The 25,943-nt window shown below is 43.9% G+C and carries 18 protein-coding genes; 13 read left to right on the top strand and 5 right to left on the bottom strand.

Going from position 1 to position 25,943, the window contains the following annotated elements; genetic code table 11:
* Window positions 1-100: 100 nt before the first annotated feature.
* On the bottom strand, window positions 101-3,265 hold the full coding sequence (locus ACFQ21_RS29245; RefSeq protein ID WP_377586157.1) for a sensor histidine kinase: 3,165 nt from the start codon (window positions 3,263-3,265) through the stop codon (window positions 101-103).
* A gap of 546 nt (window positions 3,266-3,811) precedes the next feature.
* Here ACFQ21_RS29245 and ACFQ21_RS29240 point away from each other — a divergent pair.
* Window positions 3,812-4,540, top strand: a complete 729-nt coding sequence (locus ACFQ21_RS29240) for a carbon-nitrogen hydrolase family protein (RefSeq protein WP_377586155.1) — start codon at window positions 3,812-3,814, stop codon at window positions 4,538-4,540.
* Between the two features lie 21 nt (window positions 4,541-4,561).
* Here ACFQ21_RS29240 and ACFQ21_RS29235 read toward each other — a convergent pair whose 3' ends face one another.
* Complete coding sequence (locus ACFQ21_RS29235; protein ID WP_377586153.1) at window positions 4,562-6,721, bottom strand: xanthine dehydrogenase family protein molybdopterin-binding subunit; 2,160 nt, start codon at window positions 6,719-6,721, stop codon at window positions 4,562-4,564.
* Window positions 6,722-6,846: 125 nt separating this feature from the next.
* On the opposite strand from ACFQ21_RS29235, the gene ACFQ21_RS29230 reads away from it, so the two are divergent.
* From ACFQ21_RS29230 to ACFQ21_RS29180, 11 genes are all read left to right on the top strand, one after another.
* A complete protein-coding gene (locus ACFQ21_RS29230) occupies window positions 6,847-8,124 on the top strand; it encodes a hypothetical protein (protein ID WP_377586151.1) in 1,278 nt (425 codons plus the stop codon).
* The gene (locus ACFQ21_RS29225; RefSeq protein WP_377586149.1) at window positions 8,121-8,675 is read left to right on the top strand and encodes a hypothetical protein; all 555 of its coding nucleotides are present in this window, start codon (window positions 8,121-8,123) and stop codon (window positions 8,673-8,675) included. The genes ACFQ21_RS29230 and ACFQ21_RS29225 overlap by 4 nt, the downstream gene beginning before the upstream one ends.
* A gap of 244 nt (window positions 8,676-8,919) precedes the next feature.
* Complete coding sequence (locus tag ACFQ21_RS29220) at window positions 8,920-10,974, top strand: PAS domain-containing sensor histidine kinase (protein WP_377586147.1); 2,055 nt, start codon at window positions 8,920-8,922, stop codon at window positions 10,972-10,974.
* A 218-nt stretch (window positions 10,975-11,192) separates the two neighbouring features.
* The gene (locus tag ACFQ21_RS29215; protein WP_377586145.1) at window positions 11,193-11,669 is read left to right on the top strand and encodes a cyclophilin-like fold protein; all 477 of its coding nucleotides are present in this window, start codon (window positions 11,193-11,195) and stop codon (window positions 11,667-11,669) included.
* 41 nt (window positions 11,670-11,710) lie between these two features.
* Entirely contained in the window at window positions 11,711-12,286 is a 576-nt protein-coding gene (locus ACFQ21_RS29210; RefSeq protein WP_377586143.1) for a sugar O-acetyltransferase, read from the top strand.
* A gap of 259 nt (window positions 12,287-12,545) precedes the next feature.
* On the top strand, window positions 12,546-14,048 hold the full coding sequence (locus ACFQ21_RS29205) for a family 43 glycosylhydrolase (protein WP_377586141.1): 1,503 nt from the start codon (window positions 12,546-12,548) through the stop codon (window positions 14,046-14,048).
* Between the two features lie 265 nt (window positions 14,049-14,313).
* Window positions 14,314-15,180 (top strand): helix-turn-helix domain-containing protein, encoded by an 867-nt coding sequence (locus ACFQ21_RS29200; RefSeq protein ID WP_377586139.1) that lies wholly within the window; start codon window positions 14,314-14,316, stop codon window positions 15,178-15,180.
* A 150-nt stretch (window positions 15,181-15,330) separates the two neighbouring features.
* Complete coding sequence (locus ACFQ21_RS29195; protein ID WP_377586137.1) at window positions 15,331-15,942, top strand: hypothetical protein; 612 nt, start codon at window positions 15,331-15,333, stop codon at window positions 15,940-15,942.
* 170 nt (window positions 15,943-16,112) lie between these two features.
* Window positions 16,113-16,538, top strand: coding sequence for an STAS/SEC14 domain-containing protein (locus ACFQ21_RS29190; protein ID WP_377586135.1), 426 nt, complete (start codon window positions 16,113-16,115; stop codon window positions 16,536-16,538).
* Between the two features lie 134 nt (window positions 16,539-16,672).
* Window positions 16,673-16,978 (top strand): nuclear transport factor 2 family protein, encoded by a 306-nt coding sequence (locus tag ACFQ21_RS29185; RefSeq protein ID WP_377586133.1) that lies wholly within the window; start codon window positions 16,673-16,675, stop codon window positions 16,976-16,978.
* A gap of 133 nt (window positions 16,979-17,111) precedes the next feature.
* Window positions 17,112-17,828, top strand: a complete 717-nt coding sequence (locus ACFQ21_RS29180) for a dioxygenase family protein (RefSeq protein WP_377586131.1) — start codon at window positions 17,112-17,114, stop codon at window positions 17,826-17,828.
* Between the two features lie 144 nt (window positions 17,829-17,972).
* Here the strand turns inward: ACFQ21_RS29180 and ACFQ21_RS29175 are convergent, their stop codons facing one another.
* Window positions 17,973-20,198 (bottom strand): alpha-N-acetylglucosaminidase, encoded by a 2,226-nt coding sequence (locus tag ACFQ21_RS29175; protein ID WP_377586129.1) that lies wholly within the window; start codon window positions 20,196-20,198, stop codon window positions 17,973-17,975.
* Between the two features lie 140 nt (window positions 20,199-20,338).
* Between ACFQ21_RS29175 and ACFQ21_RS29170 the strand changes: the two genes are divergently transcribed.
* Entirely contained in the window at window positions 20,339-23,923 is a 3,585-nt protein-coding gene (locus ACFQ21_RS29170; RefSeq protein WP_377586127.1) for a VCBS repeat-containing protein, read from the top strand.
* Window positions 23,924-23,940: 17 nt separating this feature from the next.
* On the opposite strand, the gene ACFQ21_RS29165 is transcribed toward ACFQ21_RS29170, so the two are convergent.
* Entirely contained in the window at window positions 23,941-24,363 is a 423-nt protein-coding gene (locus tag ACFQ21_RS29165; RefSeq protein WP_377586125.1) for a hypothetical protein, read from the bottom strand.
* 120 nt (window positions 24,364-24,483) lie between these two features.
* Window positions 24,484-25,938: a RagB/SusD family nutrient uptake outer membrane protein gene (locus ACFQ21_RS29160; RefSeq protein ID WP_377586123.1), complete on the bottom strand. Its 1,455-nt coding sequence runs from the start codon at window positions 25,936-25,938 to the stop codon at window positions 24,484-24,486.
* Between the last annotated feature and the right edge of the window lie 5 nt (window positions 25,939-25,943).

The raw sequence follows: 25,943 nt of genomic DNA, 5'->3' as shown, positions 1-25,943 counted from the left end.
TTGAAAAACAGTACAGAAGGGAAATAGAATCTTCGAAAGGAACTGTGCACACCGGGCATAGCATGAAAGCATATATAGCTTCAAGGTTGCCAATGATGGTTCATTTAGAATTGACAATCTGCGTAAGGCAGCAGGACGTTAACGGCACACTGAACGAAAACCTGCTCCCTGCTCCGGGTATACTTTCAATCATGAACGTGCCCTTGTTCTTCTCGATAAACTCACGGCAAAGCATCAGCCCGAGTCCTGATCCTTTCTCTCCGGCTGTTCCGTAGCGGGTAAAATAATCTTTACGCAATATCATATCGATCTCTTCAGACGAGAGTCCTATACCCGTGTCATGAACCGAAACGATGGCATATTGATGATCGGCCTGAACCGACACCTCAATGCTTCCCTGCGAAGGTGTAAACTTTACGGCATTGCTCATCAGGTTACGCAACACCAGGCGTATCATATCCTTGTCGGCAAATACCTCGCACTCCGGGGCAGTTGTGTTTACCAGGTTTACATTTTTCTTGCCGGCTTGCGCAGCGAACAGGTTCATATTTTCCTGTACAACATCGCTGAGGTTAAACGCTGCGGACTTCACTTGTATACCTTCCATCTGATCTTTAGCCCAATGCAGCAGGTTATCGGTAAGGGCAGCAACGTACCCTACGCGTTCGCGCAGGTCGGGCATCAGCACTTTTAAAAATTCTTCTCCGGATATATGGCCGGCATCCATCAAACTAAATATCTCGCGAAGCTGGTGGACAGGGCCGCGAAGATCGTGCGATACGATCGAGAAAAGTTTGTCCTTCGTTGTGTTCGATTCTTTTAGTATCTGCGTCTGATTTTCGATTTCAAGATTCTTTTTATTAACCTCTTCGTTAATCATGGAGATCTCTTCATTCTGCGCCATGATCTCTTCATTCATCGCCAGCAGTTCTTTTGTTTTTTCGTTTACTTCCTTCTCCAGCATTTCGTTCTGCCACTTCACGCGCTTGGTATTTATTATAGCAACTACATATAGCAGCAAAGCAAAAACGCCTATATATAGCAAGTACGCCCAAACGGTACGGTAAAAGGGAGGATCGATGTGAAATGAAAAACTTGCAAGCCGGCTTTCATTCTCGTAGATGTTCCGGGTTTGAAGCAGAAACGTATAGTCGCCTTCGGGCAAGTTGGTAAAGCTCGCTTCATGCTGGGTTGTCCAGCGCGACCACTCCCTGTCAAATCCCTGCAATTTATACTGAAACTCCAGGCGCTCTACGTTTTCATAGTAGGGCACATTAAACTGAAAATGCACACTATTCATTTCGTAAGGCAACGTTATATCCCTGGCTTTTTGTCCTGCGGCATAGATCAATGAATCTTGCGCAGTTACTTTTCGAATATACGGCCACAACGGATCGTGATAGTACGTTCTGCGATGCGGATTAAATACGATCACTCTGTTATGATTAGCAATCCAGGCACCATCATCAGTAGCATATATACTGGGCTCTGTATCGGTCCAGATTATTTTATGGAACGGTGCTGTCAACATAGTGTACTCCGTACTACTCTTCCTTTTTAATACACCGGCCACTTCATTCTTCTTATGCTTTATATTTTTTCCACGAAAGTAAATATCGCCATTGGGTGTCTCCATCAGCGAGTAAATCGTGGCTCCGGTTAAATGTTGCGAAAATCGTTTATCAGGTTCGAATGTATTTCGCAAAGCATTGTACGCATATATACCATTCGCGGTAGCAAACACAATACTCTTATCACTATTCAACTTATAAACCCGGTTATCCACACCAGAAGGAAGCCCGCGTGACGTGTTATAATACTCCTTCTGGATAATGGAATCCATAGCGTCATTCAGCTTTAGCTTCCAAAGACCTTTACTGTAATGTCCAATCCATATACTGCCCGTTGTGTCTATCTGCATATAGCGAACCTCATCGTCAAACCCGTTGATTCTTCTTTTCTGCCAGCCGTTTCCTGTCTTTTTCACGAGCCATATACCCGAAGTATACGTACCCATCAGAAAACGGTCGGTGCGGTTTCCGATCCAGCACAAAGTTTCAACGTGTCGCTCCGTAAGAATCCGTTTCGAAACACCGTTTTTCATTTCCAGTATACCAGTCTCATGTGCAATGTATAGTATATCTCCCTGGCTATAAAAATTCCAGACCGTGCCGGATGTTCCGGGCATATAGGTAAATTTTTCCTTTTCCATTCTGCGGTAAACACCACGATCGGTACCAACATAGTGATGACCGTCATGAAACGTCTGCGAAAATATAATTCCCTGAATACCGTTATACTTGCTGAAATATGCCAGCGGAGAGCTGGTGGCAATCATTCCGATCGATTCGTCTGTAGAGAACCACAAGTTGTGTTGTTTATCTTCATAGAGTACCTGCAACCAGAGATTACCCTTCAACATATCGTTGGTTACTGTAAAAAACAATTGACCATTACGACCAAGAATAAGAATCCGTGTATCGGTAAGAAGCGCAACTCTGCCTTCTGACAGAAGTGTAAATTTGTTGATATCTTCTCCCTGCAAATGCTTGTCAAGTTCTCTGGAAAACGGTTGCCGGACCCCGGTCGCTGCATCCACTATCCATATCCTGTCGGCCTTATCTACTATAATGTATTTACCAGGTGAATAATCATTCAGATGCTGGATGTCTGCCGCCGGAAAAACAAATGGCACTTGCGTAAACACTCCGTCACGATACAAGTGCATATTCCCCTCGTGAACAATGTAAGCCCGACCTCCCAAAACAACCACGCCATTGTTGGCTCCATTCCAGACACGTATGGCTCCGTCTTCATATATATAGACATGTTCCAGATCACTGAAGTATACCGCGTTGCCAACAGATTTGATATCATTTATTTCCCCCATGTTCTGCTGATCCTTTGCAGGAATCAGTGAAAGCAGTGAGCGATACTGGTATTCACCCGCATTATCCTTTTCCAGGTACCCGAAATCCGAGATTGATCCTATATATACATGTCCGGCATCATCAGCCGTTATTGTTAAGGGATACGCACCGGCCGGCATTTCAACTCGCCTCCATTCCAGTCCGTCATAAACCAGCACACCATCCGTATTACCAACATATACTATACCTTGCGTATCTTGTGTAATATCCCAATTCTGGGATGAGCCTTTATACAGCTCGACCGGATACTCCTGGATAAAGAGCTGCTGTGCCGTTAGCGGCAGATATGCTGCGAACAGATAAAAAACAATCCATAGTTGAACACGTATGTTCATATATACTGTTACAATCGATTAGAAAATTCCCTTTACGATGGCGTAAAAGCAAACACCCCGCACTTAACATATAGCTGGTAACATCATGCACAGAAATTCCCTGACCTTTGCCGACCTGTTTTATCTCGGATGACCTTCGTAACGGCTACTTTCAAGAGGTTTACTTCACATCTGATTTATATTCAGCGGAGAATGCCTTTTTCAGAAGGCATACGGTTGCTCGTTGACGAAGTGAATAAATTCAAAAAGACTGTAGAGATTTCTGCATATAGTCCATTTAGTGTTTCCCGCTGTTAGGATTTATCCAGTATAGCACGTTTGCCGACAATTACTACTGAAGTTTTTACCGTGTCGTGTTTACCGAAAAATCAAATTTAACACAAATACACCGCGTATTAACGAACTCCTGCTTATAAAATTAACACAACTCTATAAGTGGTATACTATCACAAATAGTGTAATATTACTAATGGTATAGAACCGCAAAGCAAGCAACAAAATGCCCGTGCTATACTTCTTTACCATTATTTAAAGACAACCGATCGCATGAAAATCTGTGTGGCTCAAACCAGGCCGGTAACCGGTGATATCCAACAAAACATCGTTCGCCATAAAGAATTTATAAACCGGGCTACATCGTTTGGCGCGAATATGATCATCTTTCCGGAGTTATCGCTAACCGGTTATGAGCCACCCCAGGCAAAAGCACTCGCAGTTGATCTGCACGACAACAGGCTTGATGATTTTCAAACGATCAGTAACGCTCAGAAAGTTACCATTGGTGCTGGCATACCGATCAGAACCGAAAAGGGTATCACCATCAGCATGATTCTTTTCCAACCACACCGCGAGCGATTGGCCTACGCAAAGAAATATATACATCCGGATGAAGAAGAGTTTTTTATTCCCGGCCAGAACTTCCCGACCATTGCGATAGCAGGCAACACCGTAGCCTTCGCCATTTGCTTCGAGTTGTCTGTACAAGCACACGCTGATGAAGCATTTAAAAACGGAGCTGCCGTTTATATAGCCAGCGTGGCCAAATTTACGAACGGTGTTGATAAAGCAACGCAACGGCTATCCGAAATTGCCGGCACCAGGAATGTTCCGGTGCTGATGTCCAATGCCATTGGTGCTGCTGACGGAGGTATGTGTGCCGGCAACACCGCAGCCTGGAACTCAAAAGGTATACTGCTCGCTCACCTGGACGAATCGCATGAAGGAATACTGATACTGGACACAAAAACTGAAAGCTGTACGGTACAGATGCTATAGCTATAGTATATACATGTCGCCTCAGGATTTCACCAACTCGCGCATGTCAACAGGCAGATTACGCAGTCGTTTTCCGGTAGCGGCATATAGCGCATTGGCAAGTGCAGGTGCAATAGGAGGCACCCCCGGTTCGCCCGCTCCCCCCATTCGTTCATTAGCGGGAACAATATATACTTCGATCGCGGGTGCCTCGGGTAGCCGCAGCATGCGATAATCGTGAAAGTTACTTTGCTTTACTGCACCATTCTCGAGTGTAATTTCACCGTAGAGTGCTGCGGTAAGTCCATATACAATTCCACTTTCCATTTGGGCACGTACACCATCCGGGTTAACCGCCAGGCCGCAATCTATGGCACACACAACTTTATGTATATATAGTTTTTGATTCCCGATTGATATCTCCACCGCCTGCGCCACATAACTTCCCATCGCAGCATGCACCGCTATACCTCGATATCGGCCGGCCGGCAATGGTTTATGCCATTGCGCTTTTTCAGCTGCTAGATTGAGTGCCGCCAAATGGCGGGGGTGATCCTTCAAGAGTATACGCCTGTAAGCAACCGGATCTTTACCGGCTTTCACCGCAAGCTCATCAATCAACGTTTCCATCACAAAACAAGTATGAGTATTACCCACCGAGCGCCACGCTAAAACTGTAACATCGCTGGTGGTTGTATGCAGCTCGATCGTATGATCATTGATCTTGCTGAAGTAAGGCGATCCGTTTACACCATCTACCGAGCTATAGTCTATACCATTGGCAACAATATCTTTTTCAAGTACCGTATTAGTAAACAGTGATTGCCCTACAATGCGATGAAGCCACGCTGAAGGTAAACCATCCTGCCCTATACCAACCTGTACACGATGTAAATATACCGGCCGATAGCCACCACCTTTTATATCGTCCTCGCGTGTCCAGACCAATTTAACAGAGCGACCACTCGCTTTGGCAATGTGTACGGCCTCCAATACCCAGTCTTCTCCGAATGAGCCACGCCTTCCAAAACTTCCACCGATATAAGGCGTATTAAAAATTACCTGGTCTGTCGACAAACCTAAAAATGCCGCTACCTCCTGTTGATGCAGTAAAGGTGTTTGTGTACCGGTCCATATCTCACAGCGGTTGGCATCGATCTTTACCGTGCAGTTCAAAGGCTCCATCGGTGCATGCGCGAGGTATGGAAAAGTATATTCTGCTTCAAGTATAATGTTGGTTGCTTTTAATGCATCCGCTGCAGAACCTTTCCGCAGCACAACTGTTCCGGCTGTTTGAGACAGCGACCGGTATGCATCCCGTTGCGTGCTGCTGGTTACGTGCTGGCCTTTGCTGAAGTCCCATTCGATTTTCAAGGCATCACGTCCTTGTTTGGCAGTCCAGAAGTTAGTGGCGACAACAGCAATACCCTGCGGAATCTGTACAACATCATATACACCTTTTATAGCTTTGGCTTCGCGCGCATCAAATGATTCTACAACGGCACCGAATGCCGGTGCATGAGCAACCACAGCGGTTAACAGATCCGGGAATTGTATATCTATACCGTAGCGTGCCTGGCCATTTACCTTTTCAGGATTATCCAGGCGTTTTTGCGGTTTACCTATATATTTCCATTTTGAAGCATCGCGCAACACGACTGTCGGCACGGGCAGCGTAGCTGCTGCTGTTGCAACTTCGCCATAGCGCATGCGTCTCTCGCCTGTTATAACAAAACCATTTTCGGTACGACACGATGATGGCTGCACTTGCATTTTCCTCGCAGCGGCTTCGATCAGCATTTCACGCGCGGTAGCTCCTGCCAGACGGTAACGATCAAATTCAGACCGCGTGGAGTCCGACCCGCCGGTGGATTGAACAAATATAGATTCACGGAAATCATCTCCCCTTCCGGAAGGACGATGCATTACCTTTATTTTCTTCCAGTCGCAATCCAGTTCTTCAGCAATCAGCATGGGCAGGGTTGTCCATATACCTTGTCCCATCTCTACCTTGGAGAGAATGATATATATACTATCATCCTCGCCAATTTTCAGATGAGCATTCAACGAAGCTGTTGTTATCGTATTTATCAAAGATTTAACAGCAGCCGTTCCTACCGAAAAAGAGAGCAGCAGTCCCCCTGCCGCCAGGCTGCCCGATTTCAGAAAATCTCTGCGTGATATTACCGAAGGTTTTTTCATCTAGCATGGGTTTGGAAAGTACGCTTAACAAATCAACTGTTTTTACCCGACATCATTCGTTAAAAATTAGTTAAATCATAACACAAGAGAATACACATTCTCATTACCCAGCTCTATGTACGGTTGTGAACTATTTTCGTGCAGTAACACCAACCGGATGTAGCACCACCGCTCCAAAATTCTTTATACCAGCCTTCGCATTCGTACACAAGAAACCTATATATTTAAACGATAATCCTGGCCCGTATCGAATAATGAAATATCGACTGACGCTCATATCAATCTTCTCGCTTCTTATCCTGTTTTACTGCAAGCCTAAAACCGATAACGAAGATCAAACTACAGCTATACCACCGGATAGCGTAGTAACCGAAGTCGTGGAAGCACAACTATCTGCCGTGAAAGTAAAGATAGCGTACGAAGGGGTTGCCAATGACAGCATTCGCCTGGCGATGGAAACATTTTCGCCCTTGCATGACATCTATACTTTATCCCGGCAGGCCATCTATACCCGCGACAGTATCGAGAGAATTCGCGGAACACTGGAGCTTTCTGATCTACAGGACAGCCTGGTCTTTGCACCGTTTGAGACCAAGGCATACGAAGCGATGCTAGCCTATAAAAAATCCATGCAGGCCGGAACAGCACCGCATGAAGCATGTCCTGAACTTATACAGCTTAACCGGGTAACGGGTACAGAAGACTCATCCACCTATGCGCTTCCACCGGCAGGTGCATCACAACTCCTCACAGATGGTAACTTTTTCTTCCTGGGCGGAAGACCTTTCATTTACAAATTAAGCCCGGAAGATAATGCAGTATATACTTCCCCGGATGGAAAACCGGAAACACGTTTCGAGTGCTCGGTTACGGAGAACACCAACTATTTGTTGAAGTCAATCTATCACGCGCGGCATCCCAAAACTACCATAGCATTCGGTCCACCGCTTCGTTCGTACGACAGCGGACCGCAGGAGGTTAATGGTATCGGAACAATCATCCATGAATTCACCAGTCGTATACCGCTATATTTTCTCACAACCAGGGGTGCTGTACCGGCACATCTTATTTCGATCACCGTGAAGATCGTTCCGGAAAGTCTGGGTTGTGTTTCGGATCAGCCGCGCATTGAATTTGCCTGCGCAACGAGCCTGGAATCCGAAGATATACTGGCGGTATATATACCCTACCAGGGTGATTCAAAAGTTTCGTTCACGGTTAACAATCCGAATAGCACTGTATGGACAGCCGATCTGAACAGAGACGGCATTGCGGATATAGCCTGTGTATCGGCTACCTTTGAAGGCATTAGCAGCGACACACTGGCGGAAGTCCTGTGGTTTGTCAATATACAAGGCACGTGGCAAATCATTGATTGGGGACAAGACCTGGATTGCACATGAAAGCGTATACGCAGTCCGTTGTATTGCTTGTTGGTTTATTTACACTCTTCTTTGTTATTGCCTTTGCATGGCACCCGCACAACCCGGTTCTTATACTGGCGGGCGAGTCTTCACCGGGCACCTGGTTATCAGGAGTATTGTTGACTATGGCAGCCGCTATAGCACTGATCACCGGCATGCGCAGAGGTTGGTTTCCATGGTATATAGCTTCTGTATTCTTTTTTATACTCGCTGCGGATGAACGCTTCATGTTTCATGAACGAATAAAAGAGAAGATTATCTTCAGTTCTCCCCATGAAACATCGCGGTGGCTATATGAGTTACCGGTTATACTGGGCGCATGTGCAGGCATAGCCGTTACGGCATTACTATGGCTGCACCTTCAGCAAACAAGTCGAATACTTTTATTGCTTGCCTCTATAGCAGGTGGTATATCCGTTGGCTTTGATATTACCGGAGCAGGCGTTCTGTGGGAAGAATGCTTAAAATTACTGGCCGAGCTTTTATTGGTTTGCTCTTTGTTGAAGGAAGTTATCGCTAATCATAAATAAAAAGTTATAGGACTCCATCGATAATGAGACATGAACACTATATCGATCGATACGCGTGAAGTATTGAAGTCATTTTTTACGTAACCGCTTTCCTTTTTTTTCAAAAATGTATCGCGGATCTATCGGGCATGATTTTTTACACCTCATATTGTTTAATTTTTATTGTCTGAAAATTAAAAATGACGTTCATTTCTTAAACAAAAATATGTTGGTGCTTTTATATTTAAGCCCAATGTACTGACGCATGAAGAATCTACCTGAAAAGAATTTCCAATCTGCTGTCAATAACGCGAGCCACGTTTTTAAACTGAGTGAAGACCGCTTTGAAAGACTTATTGCAGAAGTAGAAGATTACGCTATCATTCTGCTGGATATACAAGGAACTATATCTTCCTGGAACAAAGGTGCCGAACGAATTAAAGGATATAGCGCAGAGGAGATCATCGGAAAAAGTTTCAAAGTTTTCTATACGCGGGAGGATAAGGAAGATGGATTACCGGATAGACTTTTAGCAACAGCCATACAGGAAGGCCGCGCGAATCACGAAGGTTGGCGGCTGCGCAAAGATGGTATACGTTTTTGGGGAAGCATTACGCTTACAGCGTTACATAATGACCACGGCGCTGTTACGGGGATACTGAAAGTTACACGCGATCTCACCGAGCGTAAAAAAGCAGAAGATCGGTTAAGCAACTACGCTGAGTTACTCAGACTCAAGAATGAAGATCTGAAACAAAGCGAAGAACGATATCATAAAATGGTGTCGGAAGTAAACGACTATGCCATTATTCTTTTGGACAAAGAGGGAAAAATTCTCGACTGGAACAAAGGTGCTGAAACGGTGAAAGGCTATAAAGCGGAAGAAATTATAGGCAAGAGTTTCAGACTTTTTTATACTGCAGAAGATAAAGCCGCGAATGTGCCCGAGCGGATATTAAAAGTTGCGCATGATAACGGTTGGATTACGCACGAAGGATGGCGAATACGAAAAGACGGAACGCGCTTCTGGGCAGGCATCACCATGACGGCATTGCGCAATAATGATCACCAGATCATCGGCTACTCGAAAGTTACCAAAGACCTTACAGAACGAAAGATTGCTGAAGATAAACTCAGCATGTATACCGAAGAGCTCAAGCAACGAAACGAAGCGCTGCGACAAAGTGAAGAGCGGTATCATAAGATGATTGAAGAGGTACAGGACTACGCTATACTCCTGCTGAATAAGGAAGGCATTGTCCAAAACTGGAATGCCGGAGCAGCGCTCCTGAAAGGCTACACCGCTTCTGAAATTATCGGCAGAAGCTTTAAAACATTTTATACTCCGGAAGACATTACATATGGACTTCCGGAGAAACTTCTTCATGAAGCTGAAGTTAATGGAAAGGCTAACAGCGAAGGATGGCGCGTGCGGAAAGATGGCGCCAGGTTCTGGGGCAGTGTTGTCATTACAGCTTTGCACAACAACAATGGTGAAGTGATCGGCTTCTCGAAAGTTACACGCGATCTCACCGAACGCAAACATGCAGACGATGAGATGAAGGCTGCCGCTGTAGTATTAAAGGATCAAAATAAAGTACTGGAAAATCTGAACAGCGAACTCTCTGCTTTTGCTTACATCGTAAGTCATGATTTAAAAGAACCGATACGCAAGATCCGGATCTTCTCGACCCGGCAACGCGAAGAAGACCGATCAATGGCGCAGATACTGGAGTACTCGCACAAGATTGAAGACAGCGCTGCCAAGATGCAGAAGATGATGGAAGATGTACTCGCCTACTCGGAACTCTCCTCACGCATTACATTCGAACCGGTCAATCTCAACGATGTTATCAGTGCAGTTAAGAACGATATTGAATTGCTGATCGAAGAAAAGGGAGCCGATATATACTCGGATACGTTACCGGTAATTCACGGTATACAACATCAGCTCTACCAATTATTTCTGAACCTGTTCACCAACGCTATAAAATTCTCCAAACCGTCAGAAAAGCTGACGATAAAAATCACGCTGAGGCAAGTACGGAATAAAGAAATAGCTATAGAGGCAGACACACCGCATCAACACTTTTACGAAATATCCTTTGCTGATAATGGCATAGGGTTCTCTCAGGAATATTCTAAAAAGATATTTGAGGTGTTTCACAAATTACACGCGAAACATGAATCTGCCGGAAGTGGTATAGGGCTGGCGATTGTGAAGAAAGTAATGGTCAACCATTCCGGCTGGATCATTGCCGAAAGTGAACCCAACAAAGGATCGACCTTTAAACTATACTTTCCAATTCCTGAATTATAATATATACCAGGCCGTGAAACTATTACCCAGGCATCCAGAATCCCAAAATATGAAAGCAACCTGTGTCTGCCTGGTTTGAAAATCTTAAGAATCAGTTTGTTTTTTATTAACCGTAAGTGACGCTGCTGCGCTAATTTTGATTATCCACTGCTTATAAATGGATAAATCTCAAAATACATATTGTTATCGTGTAGAAGCAATGTGTTAATACCAGCACGATGAAATATACTTTCAACATCCTTATCTGTATACTTCCGCTCCTGATCGCGGGCAACACCATACTGGTATATAAAAATTTTCAAGACAGTAACATTAGCTCAAACAACCCTCGTATGCCTGGCACCATCAATATTAAAACCGGAGACAAAATTTTTACAGCAACTCTTCTGGACAATGCTACGGCTATGGCATTTAAAGCCATGTTGCCTCTTACCATAAACATGACTGAGTTGAACGGCAATGAGAAGTACTTTCGCCTGCCTGCTGATTTACAGGCAAATGCATCCAACCCTGGCACTATAAAAACAGGAGACCTGATGCTGTGGGGTGCCAATACCATCGTGCTGTTTTACAAAAGCTTTTCCACATCCTATACCTATACGAAAGTCGGGAAGATTGATGATCCAACAGGGCTGGCGGCTGCATTGGGATCAGATGATGTGAAGGTGACGTTTGAGCTTCGCCAGGAGCGCTAGAAACTATATATATAAATTATTAAGGAGATAAACAGGTAAATATGAATCGGGACAATACTACGCTTTTTGAAAGAATGCTTGCCGGAGGTATAATTCGAAATGATGAGATGGCTGATGCGTGGAAAGTAGTTTTTCGAACGATGCAATTGTCGGCAGCGCTTAACAGTGCTACCGATGTCGATCAGATTCGGGAACGCCTCAGTGAAATTATCGGATGTCAGATTGATAGCAGCACCACTATATCTATACCCTTCCATACAAACTTCGGTCAGCATATACGCATCGGTAAGAATGTATTTATCAACCACGCCTGCAGCTTCCTTGACATGGGCGGAATAACCATTGAAGACGATGTATTGATCGGGCCGAGGGTAAACCTGATCACCGAAAACCATCCTGTTGATCCGGCAAGAAGAAAACAACTTGATCTGAAATCCATACTCATAAAACGAAATGCATGGATCGGTGCAGGTGCCACTATATTACCGGGTGTAACGGTAGGCGAAAATGCAATTGTGGCAGCAGGTGCAGTGGTAAACAAAGATGTTCCTGCCAATACAATTGCCGGCGGAGTGCCGGCAAAATTTATCAGGACAATTAATACCGTGGCTGTTTAACTATATTATGTACAAAGTGGACTGAATTGCGTAACTTGATCAGGGTGGACGCGCGGGCTCTCACTATTGTTTGATTTTAATACAGGCGCAACAAATGTTATCGTCTAACTTGCTCTGCATCAAACTATACCTGTTGACGGCTAATTAAATTGTACGAAGTCAGTATTTATAATATCGTAATCGTACCACCAAATGGGTATTGTTTTCCTGGGGAAAATTAGAATAAATTTACAATCCATATATAGCTCTAATAAAAACTATGAAGGTTTGTCTCCTCACACTTCTCACATTACTGAGTTTATTCGCCAATGCTCAGTCCCAGGTCAACACAAAAGAAAAAAAGAACGATGGTTATGTAAACCCGATCTTCAGAGGTGATTATCCTGATCCAAGTATATTACGCGATGGAAGCGACTATTATATAGTTCATTCATCATTTGAATATTACCCGGGACTCATGATCTGGCATTCAAAAGATCTCATCCATTGGACACCCGTTACCAATGCATTGCATAAGTATGTAGGCTCCGTTTGGGCGCCCGATCTCGTTAAGTACAAGAACAAATACTATATATACTTTCCGGCCAACAATACCAACTACGTTATTACGGCCAATTCCATTCACGGTCCGTGGAGTGACCCTGTTGATTTGAAAATCGGCAACATTGATCCGGGACATATTGCTGATACCAAAGGCAAACGATATTTATACTTCAGCAACGGTGGCTACGTGCCGCTGTCGGATGATGGTCTTTCGGTTGCAGGAGAATTCAGGCATACCTATAACGGCTGGCCTATACCACGCGACTGGAGCATTGAATGCTTCTGCATGGAAGGTCCTAAACTCATGAAACATGGTGAGTACTATTACCTCACTTCAGCCGAAGGAGGAACAGCAGGACCGGCAACCAGTCACATGGTAATTTCTGCACGCTCTAAATCGCCATTAGGCCCCTGGGAAAATTCACCCTACAACCCGATCATCAGAACCAATAGCAGTGCTGAAAAGTGGTGGTCGCAAGGACATGGTACACTCGTGGATGATGTAGCCGGAAACTGGTGGATGGTATACCATGCGTATGAAAATGGTTTCTATAATATGGGACGACAAACTTTACTCATACCAGTAGAGTGGACAAAGGACGGATGGTTCAAGGTGAAGGACAATACCAGTGAAACAATAACGAAACCTGCAGGAACAGCACTGCCCGGTATATTTTCATTGTCCGATAATTTTGACGGAAAGAAATTAAAAACACAATGGAAGTTTTTTCAAAACTATGATACAACACGCTTCCACCTCGCCAATAAAAGTTTAGTCATTAAAGCTAAAGGAAATGGTGTGCCCGATAGTTCTCCATTACTTTGCGTGCCATCAGATCACTCCTATACCGTTCAGGTTGAACTGTCCATGGAGGGTGATGCCGTGGGTGGACTTGTACTCTTCTATAACAACGTTGCATATTCCGGTATACTGGCAGATAAAGAAAATATACTCACCAATTTTAAAGGCTGGCAGTTTCCTGCAGAAAAAAAAGTAATTCAACGCCACGTTATACTACGCCTCCGGAATATCAACAACACCGTGGATATGTACTATAGCACGGACGGAGAGAAATGGAACAAGACAGAGAATTCATTTGAAGTTTCCTCCTATAATCACAACGCGCTCGGAGGTTTTATCGGGCTACGGATCGGGCTCTGTTCTATAGGCACGGGAGAGGTAACCTTCAGAAATTTTACATACCAGCAGCTTGATTAAAACAATGATCTGCTGATCATCCTATACAAGTTTATACCCGGAGCGTTCAGGCACATTTAACTACGTGTATCTGGACGCTCTTCTATTTTACAAATGTTCGCTATTTCACGCTTTGTTTGAAAAGCTTAAATTCCTGTTTGAATATCTTATATAGCGGGCCACTACCTGAACTATTTTTGGCATTTCGCTTTTTTACTGTTGGAAGTAATGCTGCCTCGAAACACGCTGGCAGCCAAAGGCGCGGATAGACCTTACCATGTTGAACATGAATACGCGAACTATTCTCAATGTTTTGGACATCAACGAAGACCTGAAGCAACATGAATTCAGTGTTTTTGAAGTCGATACGAAGAGCTGCGTTTTGAGATCGTACGATCGGAAGAGCTTCTATAAAATATGTATGATTACCGGGGAAAAGGTAATACAATATGCAGACAGAGGCTATAAAGTTAGCGGAACAACATTGTTCTTTGGCAACCCGCTCATTCCGTATTCATGGGAAAATACCACCGAGCAGACAGGATATACCTGTCTCTTCTCGGAAGATTTTTTCAAAGCAAAAGATCGCTCAGAGAGTCTTCAGGAATCGCCACTTTTTAAACTGGGAGGCACGCCTATATTTTCACTCGATCAGCAACAACGTGATTTTATTTCGTCTTTATTTCAACGCATGATCGTTGAACAGCAAACTGCTTATGCTTTCAGAAATGACCTGATACGAAACTATATCAATCTCATCATTCACGAAGCGCTCAAGATGCAACCGTCTGAAAAGTTTGCAAAGCACCAGGATGCATCTTCCAGAATTGCCATTCAGTTTATTGAACTGTTGGAAAAACAATTTCCGATCGAACAGATCGATCGTCCGCTTCAGTTGAAAACAGCACAAGGCTATGCTGATAAATTAGCAGTACATGTGAATCATTTAAATCGTGCTGTGAAACATGTAACCGGTAAATCTACTACACGGCATATATCCGAGCGGGTAGCTGTTGAAGCGAAAGCGCTTTTACAACATACAAACTGGAGTGTAGGTGAAATTGCCTTTGCGCTCGGCTTTGACTACCCAACATACTTTAACAATTTCTTCAAGCGTATGACCGGCAGTGCACCTAAATCATTTCGCATCTAATCCGTGTATACTATAACATTATTTGAATAGATTAACTTCTTGTTTGATTCCCATATTTTTTACCAATAAATACGTGATAGTTTTGTTTTACATCAGTTGAATATATAATTGCATGGGTTCAGTTATTAAAAAACGGTTGATGGAATACAAATGAAGCATCACTCCGCTCGCTTTCCAAACACTCGTGACGACCTTGAGCTCAATGGATTCAAGGTATATAAAGTGAAATCGCACGGAAATATACTGCAGACATATCGCGGGAAGGACGTTTATAAAATATCACTGCTATCCGGCAAGGGAGTGATCCATTATTCCAACAAAAAAGTGGTGATCGATGGGTCCGTTTTAGTGGTTGCTAAACCTGGTGTAACCATATCGTGGAATATCAATCCGGCTAAAATTACCACAGGGTATATTTGTATTTTCACCGAAAAATTTCTTCATGGCGAATGTTTCCATTGGCTCGAGCAATCTCGCTTGCTGAATACATTTGAGGCTTCCGTACTTGAGTTTAGTTCAAAGGAAAGTAACTTCTTCGCTTCCTTCTTTCAAAGAATGATCCAGGATCAAAGTATACTCTACGCTTTTAAAAGTGAATTGATACGAAATCAAATCAGTGTATTCATGCATGAAGCACAGCGAAGACCTTCTTTAATAAACTCTGATCATTATACCCGGTTTAAAACAAGTATTGCCACTTTATACATAGACCTTTTCGAGATGCAATTCCCGCTGGAAGGACAGGTTATTTTTAAAAATTAGGCAATGACCAATTTAGTGAACTTGTTCAATGCTATGCCGTGTCTTCTGGAATAGCTTTGCCCGCTATTTTGCATAGCAATTCCATAAATAAGAGAATGAGACAACGATGCAACCTTCTCCGATGTATTGAATTGAACGGTAAGACACAGCAGAAAATATAATATCTAACTATGAACGAACAATCAACAGTTATCAGATTACAAACATGGGAATATGGAACACTTGACTACGATCCGTCTGTTCCCTGTATAATTGCCACACACATTGGTTACGCTACTGATGATGAATTTAAAGAAATACTCAACCTTGGATTGGCGTATGCAATTGTGAAAAGAAAAACTCATGGTAAAATCGCCTGGCTCGCAGACACCTTACTGATGGACGGCAATACCATGGCAGAATGGTCGGCCAATGATTGGGCTCCACGAGTTCAGGCAGGCGGTATATATCATATTGCTTTTGTTTCACCGAAAGATATTTTCGCTGATCTACAGATTCAGGACTTTGTGAAGTTAGGCACCCAGAAAATAAAAACAGCATCGTTCGAAAATATTGAGTCTGCTAAAGAGTGGCTTCAACATGCTATGGCGATCTGAACCTTAATTCGTGAATATACCCGGGAAAGGAGCATTATTTGTTGAACTAGTTCAATGGATTTAAGCGATCACTGCCGCATGTTTGCAGTATAACCCTTAAAGAATATGATGACCAAAAAATTGCGCTTAATGTAGTGGTAAGTGCTGTTGTTCTTATAGCAGGTTGCTCGAAAGATGATGATTCAAATACATCCTCAACCGGAAACCTGAAACAAGAGGAGAGCAATAAGCAGTTGGTGATAACGTTCCGCCAGACATTGTTTGGTGACAAAGATATATCTGCTATCGATGAATATATTGTTACAGATTATATGCAGCACAACCTGCAGGTAGCAGATGGCAGAGAGGCTCTGAAAGCAATGACAAAGCAATGGATTGCAGGCGGTCCGCAAACAACGGTAGATATAAATACCTGGCGATTGCCGAAATGTTCAAAGTAGAAGACAATATGATCGTAGAACATTGGAACGTTATACAAGTGGCTCCTGAGACTTCCTCAAATCCACATCCGATGTTTTAATGAAGTAATCTGCCAGCGTATAGTTTACCTATATATACAACAAAATTATAGAGATGGACCGGAAGAAATTTTTAACGAATGGATTTTTGCGACTAGGCGCCATGGCAGCTTTACCGGCCGCATTGACCGCTTGCTCTGATGACGATAACGCAGCTGCTTCTCCTCCTGTGAACGGTGGTAACAATGGCTCGGATAACTGTGTAGTGTCGCCTGTGGAGACTATAGGCCCCTTCCCTATCCGCACACCGGCTCAATATGTGCGGGCGAATATCATTGGCGACAGAGCAGGTATTCCGCTTTTAATAACACTAACGATACAAGACAAGAGCAATGGCTGCACACCGCTGGAGGGTGTACTGGTAGACATTTGGCAATGTGACAAGGATGGTAACTATTCTCAGTACGGAGGCAATCAGTTACAGGCTACCAATTATAGCAATCAGAATTTCTTGCGTGGCCGCCAAACCACAGATGCTAACGGACAGGTGTCGTATCTCAGTATCTTTCCGGGATGGTATCCAGGCCGGGCGCCTCACATCCATGTTCAAATTCTCACAGCAGACGGTACTTCGCTTTTGGTAACACAAATTGCATTCCCTGTTCCGGTATATTCTGAAGTTTACGCAAGCGATGGCTATAATGGTGTTCCGGACCGATCAAACACACAAGACTCCATTTTTTCAAACAGCTTAAATCAAAACATGGCCGATAGTATTACCGGAAATATTGCGGACGGCTATACTCTTATGAAAACAATTACGGTAGGATAATACTGCTATATATTGATATACAGTTTTTGCAGGCCAACCATCGTTATCTATAGCAATGACAGTTGGCCTGATTTATTTGTTCACAAAGAATTCCTGGCAATAAAATTCTAAAAGTCGATTGGACATTTTATACTATCAAATCTTCTACGGCATCGCAGTAATCCTGGAATGATACTTCCCATATATAGCCTTCGCTATATCAATTGAATTTCCCTGCGCGGTTGGTGAATATTTTTCTTTGGTAGAATTTACCCATTGCCATTCCCAATCTTTCAGTTTTGTTTCGAACGTAGCCAGGTCAGGAGTTTTCCGTTGCACCATGCTTTGTTCGATATAGGTAAAGAATTGTTGCCAGCGAGGTTTGTAAAAATCTTTCAGTAACCCGGCCCATTGGCGATTAGAGTATTCGTGCAGTTCGCTGTTCTTATCACCCCAAAGTGTTACCAGGTCACGGGCGTTAAACTCATACAGGTTTTTCTCCTCAGGGGTAACACCCCAACTGCGCGCATCGTCAATCCATTTGCCCAAAAGAAAATCCGGATGTGTACTCAATAACGTATCCATATCATCAATCAACTGAATGAACTCAGTACTATATTTCTTAAATGATGCAATATCTTTCTTGCTGTAAGCGGTTGCTATAGACTGTTGCAAGGGCGAAGCATAATTCGCCAATACCTGCCGTGTAATATCCACCAGGTCGTATCGATACCCGGTGTTATCTTTAAATGCATCTGCGTTGTCAACAAATATCTTCCATGCTTTAGCAAGTTCTACCGGATCATAATCGAGTTTGGTCAGCACACGATGTCCTTGTATCGAGAATGTAGGACGTGCCACGATAATCGATTCAGAGCCACCCTCACCAAGGCCACCGCTATATACTGTATTCTTCAATATAGTCCACGCTTCATTGATCGAAGCATTTTCAGAACCGTATCGCGCTGTCGCATAATCTCTCAGCCAGTTGTCCAGATTGATCGCTTCACTCTGCCACACATTCTCCAGCATGAGTTCAAAGAGCGCAGGGTTCTGTTCAATACCTTCGGGTGTAAGACCAATGCCTGTTAACTTTCCTGATTTTGCATCATGCAACGCTGCAGACGGATCGGCCGCTACGTTACGCATTCTTCCAAACATCGCTACGTTGCCTCCAAAGTTCTGCAGCATATTCCATATCCAAGGAGTCTTGCCATAGTAGGCATCCGTCTGTTGCCATACCGGGTGGCTCTCGCTATATAAATCCAGTACAATCATACGATCTTCCGGTACACCCGAAAGAATTGCTTTTATCTGTGCAGGTTTCCAGTATTCATCGTTGTAATGAAACATCCATCCCTGCATAAGCCACACCGCCTGCGGATCAGTATTGGCCATCGATTTATATACCTTGTTACTGATCTGTTTCAGAAATGTAGTATCATTTGTAGGCGGAACATTTTCATTAAACGTATCGGCCGAGTAAAAATGATCGGTACCATATTCACGTGTTTGTGCTTCCAGAAATAGCGCACCTACTTTTTCAAACAACGAGTCTTCGGCATCGAGTATATATACATCATTAAAGCCTGCCTCCCAGTTTGTCTTCTTCAACTTGGCATTTGGAAATTTATCTTTGAATGCCGGTGGCACGTGACCGGTAAAGGCAGGTAATACAGGAGTCATGCCCAACGCTCTCTCCTGTGCCAGTATTTTTTTCTGAAGATCTTTGTGCGTGTCCATCCAGTTTTGTGGCAGAGGTCCGCCCCATGCATCGATGTTTCCCATCCAGAACCATGAGAAGTAAGAAGGCCCTGTAAAAAATGTCTCAAGCTCTTTGTCGGTAAAACCCATCGTATGGTATACATCGTTCCATATAGCTTCTTCACCCGTAAGCGCCAGCGGCATGTTAATACCATGCAGCGCCATCCAGTCTATTTCACGTTGCCACCGTTCCCAGTCCCACCAGGCCATGGTATAATTGAATGTACAGTAATTGAGATAGTAGCGATATTTATAGGGAGACACACGTCTAACTTTCGCAGAGACCACCGGCAATACATCGGGCAACGTAACGTCCAGTTTATCCCAGGCGTAATGTTGATGACAAAAATGTTTCAGGTAATGGTTGAGAGCAGAGGCTACCGCTACAGCATTATTTCCACGCAACACAATCCTATCACCGTTACTCTCCAACTCGTATACATCTTTACCGTTGTCTTGTGGAATGTATTCGATCAGAAACGAACCTGCTTTATCTTTCACAATGCGTTTCAGAAGCGCTGTGGCTGCATCGTCTTGCTTCTTGTCATCTATGGTGGCAGACTGGCTGCATCCCATCAGCGCAGCGATGCAGACAAACACTATTAAACCTGATACAAATCTATTCATACAGTCGGTGTTTTTTACTTTCGGAACATTACAGTTTATTAATACAACTATACATACATTTCGCCCTGACAACAAATGAAAAAATATTTTTATTGCGATATACCTGTGTACCATTGGATTGCTCACTAACTTAGGACACCATGAAGCCTGCAAAAGCGACCTATAGCACCATCTTTAGAAGCACACGCACATCCACAGATCGCAAACTCAAAACGCTCCACAAAGGAAGTATATTTCATGCCGTCATACTGGTATGGGTTTTTGCTTCGTGTACCACACCCGAAAAGAAAACTTACCTGATGGAATTACTTCCGGCCGTTGAAACCGGAATCTACTTTGCCAATAATCTGAAAGAAGACGAAGACCTAAACATCATCACGTTCGAGTACTTTTATAACGGTGCCGGTGTTGGCGCAGGTGACATTAACAACGATGGACTGCAGGACATATTTTTCGCAGCCAACATGTCGGCCAGTAAGCTTTATCTGAATCGTGGTCATTTTAAATTTGAAGACATTACCAAGCAAGCAGGCATACCTTCCTCCGGTAAATGGGCGACTGGCGTTTCGATGATTGACATCAACCAGGATCACTGGCTGGATATATATGTATGCTATGCAGGTCCTTCAACTGATTCAACCAAACGTGCTAACGAACTCTATATCAACAACGGCAACAATACATTTACCGAGAAAGCAAAAGAATACGGACTTGCCGATACCGGTCATTCGGTACAAGCAGCATTTTTTGACTATGATAAAGATGGCGACCTGGATGTATATATCCTTACCAACACAACCGATCAGACCGGTCCGAACGTGATCCGAACGAAACGGGTAAAGGGAGAAATGATCAACACCGACCGCCTCTATCGGAACAATGGCAACAACACGTTTACCAATGTCTCAACGGAAGCAGGCATCACAATAGAAGGCTATGGATTAGGAATATCAATATGCGACATCAACAATGACGGTTGGTCTGATATCTATGTCTCGAATGACTATCTGTCCAACGACTTGCTCTATATCAATAATCGCAACGGTACATTTACCGATCGTCTGTCGCAGTACTTCAAACATACAAGTTACTCCGCCATGGGCAACGATGTTTCTGATTTCAACAATGATGGATTGCCGGATGTTGTAGCGGTTGATATGTTGCCACCAGATAACAAGCGACAGAAAATGATGTTTGGCTCCACGAATTACGATCGCTACCGTTCAGAAATTGCCTATGGATATACACCGCAGTTCATGCGCAATACATTGCAGCTAAACGTTGGAGAATCTCTGGCAGGGCAACCGCTCTTTAGTGAAATAGGACAACTCGCGGGCATCGAAGCTACAGACTGGAGCTGGAGCCCGCTGTTCGCAGATATCGATAATGACGGCTGGAAAGACTTGCTGATTACGAACGGTTATGCCCGCGACATAACCAATCGCGATTTTGCCAGTTACAAGATGCACGAGTTTATGAACCATGGCTACAATGAATCGGTAAAGAAAAAACTGCTCAACGCCATTCAAAGTATAGAAGGTGCACATATACCCATCTTTGCTTTCAAAAATAAAGGCGATCTTACCTTCAGCAATCAGTCTGCCGCGTGGGGCTTTACCTTACCCTCCTATTCCACCGGAGCAGCCTATGCCGACCTTGATAACGATGGTGATCTTGATTATTTAACCAACAATATAGACGGGCCTGCATTTATATTTCAAAACCATTCCGATAAGCTGACACAAAATCATTTTCTAAAATTAAAGTTTGAAGGTGCTTCCGGAAATATACAGGGTTATGGTGCGAAGGTCTGGCTATATACCGATTCCACATTTCAATTCCAGGAAAACTATCCCTACAGAGGCTATCAGTCCTCGGTAGAGCAAGGACTTCATTTCGGATTAGCACAACTTAAAACGATAGACTCCGTACGCATTCAATGGCCAGACGGGAAGCAACAATTACTTAAACAGTTGTCCGCTGATCAGACCCTTACCATCAAATATAGCGATGCAAAAACAATCGATGTATCAACTAAACAGGATCAATCGCAGCCACTGTTCAAGCAAGTCGATCGAAACATTACCTATATACACCATGAAACTGAATACGCAGATTTTAAAATTCAGCCGCTAATCCCACATAAGTTTTCGGAAGACGGTCCGGGTATAGCTATCGGAGATATCAATGGTGACGGTCTCGATGATTTCTTCATTGGGGGAGCCTATAATCAATCCGGGCAGTTTTTCGTTCAACAGAAGAATGGAACCTTTAGCAGTAAAGTGCTGACGCACGAAAAGAAGTTTGAAGAAGATATAGGCGTATTATTGTTCGATGCCGATGGCGACCACGATAACGATCTATATATAGTAAGTGGCGGAAACGAATTTGCTGTGGGTTCACCGTACTATCGCGATCGTCTCTATAGCAACGATGGTCACGGCAATTTCAGTTATAGCCAAGATGCTCTTCCTGTTTCAGCAGCAAGCGGCTCATGTGTAACAGCTGCCGATTATGATGCCGATGGTGATCTCGATCTTTTTATAGGAGGACGGTTGACACCACAACATTACCCGCAAGCTGGCGAAAGCTATATCTATCAAAATAATAACGGCCGCTTTACAGATGTTACAGACCTCGTGGCAGCAGGCTTAAAAAATATAGGCATGGTGTCTGCGGCAACCTGGAGTGATGTTGATAACGACAATCAAACAGACCTGGTTGTTGTTGGCGAATGGATGCCAATCACCATTTTCAAAAACAAGCAGGGTAAATTTGTACAGGCAAAAGATAAAGCGACTGTCGCGAACTCTACCGGTTGGTGGAACAGTATACAAGGCGGTGACTTTGATGAAGATGGCGATATAGATTTCATTGTAGGAAACCTCGGTCTGAACACGCGCTATAAAATATACCCTGATCAACCGGTGAGTATATGCACCGGAGATTTTAACCAGGATGGCACACAAGATGCTATACTGGCACACTATATCCAGGGTGTAAACCGTCCCGCACATCCGCGTGATGATCTTTTTCTACAGCTTGTGCAGTTCAAGAAAAAATATCCAAGCTATAAAGTATATTCCGATGCAACAATGGAAAGCATGTTTGCCGGGGCAACCACAGCACCGACTATTCTTCGAAGCGATATACTTCAATCATGCTACCTCGAAAACAACGGAGCAGCAGGTTGGAAACTGGTACCCTTACCGTTACAGACACAGGTTGCCCCGGTATATGGCATATCGGTAGATGACTACAACAGCGATGGTCATATCGATATAGCTCTGAGTGGAAACTCATACGCACCCGATGTACTCACCGGCCGATACGATGCATTTAAAGGAATGATACTACACGGCAATGGCAACGGAACGTTTCTACCGCTATCGATCAAACAAAGCGGCTTACTGATCGATGGAAATGCCAAAGCACTGAGTGAGCTGGTGGATGGAAAAGGAAAACTTCTTTTGCTGGCAACACAGAATAACGATACGCTAAAGGTATTTGAGAATACCGTCACACCCGGTAAGTATATTGCTATCCAGGCAAATGATGCCTATGCGATTATGACACATGCTAACGGTAAAAAATCAAAACATGAATTTTACTATAGCAGTGGCTATCTATCACAATCATCCCGCAGACTTGCCGTAACTCCGGATGTAAAGCAAGCGGTTATATATAGTTATACCGGAACATCGAGAACTGTAACATTTCCCTGACAACAAATTCAGGATTGTTATTTTACTTTCGAAAAGTAACGCACTTCGTATCGTTCCTGTTGCGGCCCTTTAAAGACAGGATTCAATGACTTCTTTAAAGCAAGTACATCATTGTCCAATGCAATGATTGCGAATTTATCGATAACCGATTTATCAGGTGCCAGGTGTACAAGACTATCACGTACAGGCATAGAAAAATAAAACGTACGCGATTCTTCGTTGAGCGTCATAACCAAACTGCCATCGGGTTCATAGCGTTGTAGCGGTTCGTCCAAAATATCTTTGCGGGTAAAGGCAAATCCGTTGTAGTACGAGTATACCGAATCCATGCGCCACGTTCCTTCCAGTGATTGCACACTGTTGCGACCAGAACATTGATATAATGTCACAGATACCGCCGTGACGATAGCCATAAATCCTGCACGAATATTTATATGCATCTATACCAGGTTTTTGCTTATTGATTATATAAAAAACTCCCTTTGTTTTCACAAAAGGAGTTCACTCATCCCAAACCCGGGAAAAGCCACTATAGCAGTGTCTTATCCGAAGTATCTATACTATCTATAGTTTTCATTCTGTATCAGCACGCCATTACTCAGGTCGATCTCACGCTGCGGTATCGGAAAGTAATAATGCTTGGGTCTTTGAAATGTTCTGCCCGGCTTTAACGAACCGCGATTGATAGCATAGAACGCAACGATGTCAATGATGCCGGCCTTGTCCCAACGCAGCAGATCCTGGTGGCGTTCATTCTCACCGGCAAGTTCTACCCTGCGTTCGTGAATGATATCTTCCATAGTAGCATTCGTGATGGGGTCGAGACCATTTCTCTCTCGCACTGCATTCAGCTCCGCATCACCATTCTGTCCGGCTCGTATCCTGGCTTCTGCCACCAACAGGTATACATCTGCCGAGCGAAGTATGGGAGCATTCTGATCGGAATTCAAGCCACCGTTCACCCATGAAGCAAACTTTTTAAAATGATACCCGGAAGTAGAAAGATCAGCGGTATACTCCTGCACACCGGCATCACCACCAAGGTCAACCATCTCACCAACCTGGAATACAGTATACCCAAGTCTCGGATCGTCAGGTTCAAATTCATCTACAAGATCTTGTACAGGTTCTCGGAAATCCCATCCCCCCCATGGACGAGGCGTAGTATATATCTGTGGTGTATTATCCGTTGTCCAGTTGGCTTTGTATTGCATGGAGAACAGAATTTCCGGATTGTTCTCGGTAGCAATTGTAAAATTATCTTCAAAGTTATCAGCCAATGCATACTGTGCATTCTCAGTTACGTGTATACCCGCATCGATCGCTTTCTGAAACTGTTCCGTATATAAATAGAACTTGGCAAGAAAGCCATACGCAGTACCGCGTGATACACGCCCGAGATTTTCCGTCTCTGCCTGATAAGACTCCGGCAACAACTCAGCTGCCTTTAAAAAGTCTGATTCGATCTGAGCCTGCACTTCCGCCAGTGTAGCCTTGGGTTTATTGATGGTGCCCGAAGTAACATCAGCTTCCAGAAACAGCGGAACTTCACCGTGCACCAGGTAGTGTCTCCAGTAACTGAAGCCGCGAAGGAAATAAGCTTCACCCAGACTTCTGTTTTTTATAGCCTGGTCCATCTCTACATCCGGTGCGTTGATGAGCACTGCGTTGGCGCGTGATATCATTTCATAGCGCCACTTCCAGGTATCAATCAGTTTCGGATTACTCGCATCATAGGTAAAGTATTCGATCGATTGATCTTCGGCATGGTCACCTGCCCGCCACATATCATCCGACTGTATATCCCACGTGCGCTCGAAATGACCGAAGTAATTTTCCTGCAACAGCGGTTCATATATAGCATTGACTGCCGATACAACATCATCACCATTACGCCAGAATTGCTGACTGGTAGCCTGACCGTAGGCGGTAGATTCCAACAAGTCATCTTTACACTGCGTGAAGGTTACCATGACAACCAGAAGCCACGCTGAAATTTTTAGTATAGGTTTCATAATTC

The organism is Ohtaekwangia kribbensis (assembly GCF_042676245.1).
Lineage (GTDB): Bacteria > Bacteroidota > Bacteroidia > Cytophagales > Cyclobacteriaceae > Ohtaekwangia > Ohtaekwangia kribbensis.
Note: the sequence above shows the minus strand (reverse complement) of the source record. Positions and strands in the feature narration are given on the sequence as shown.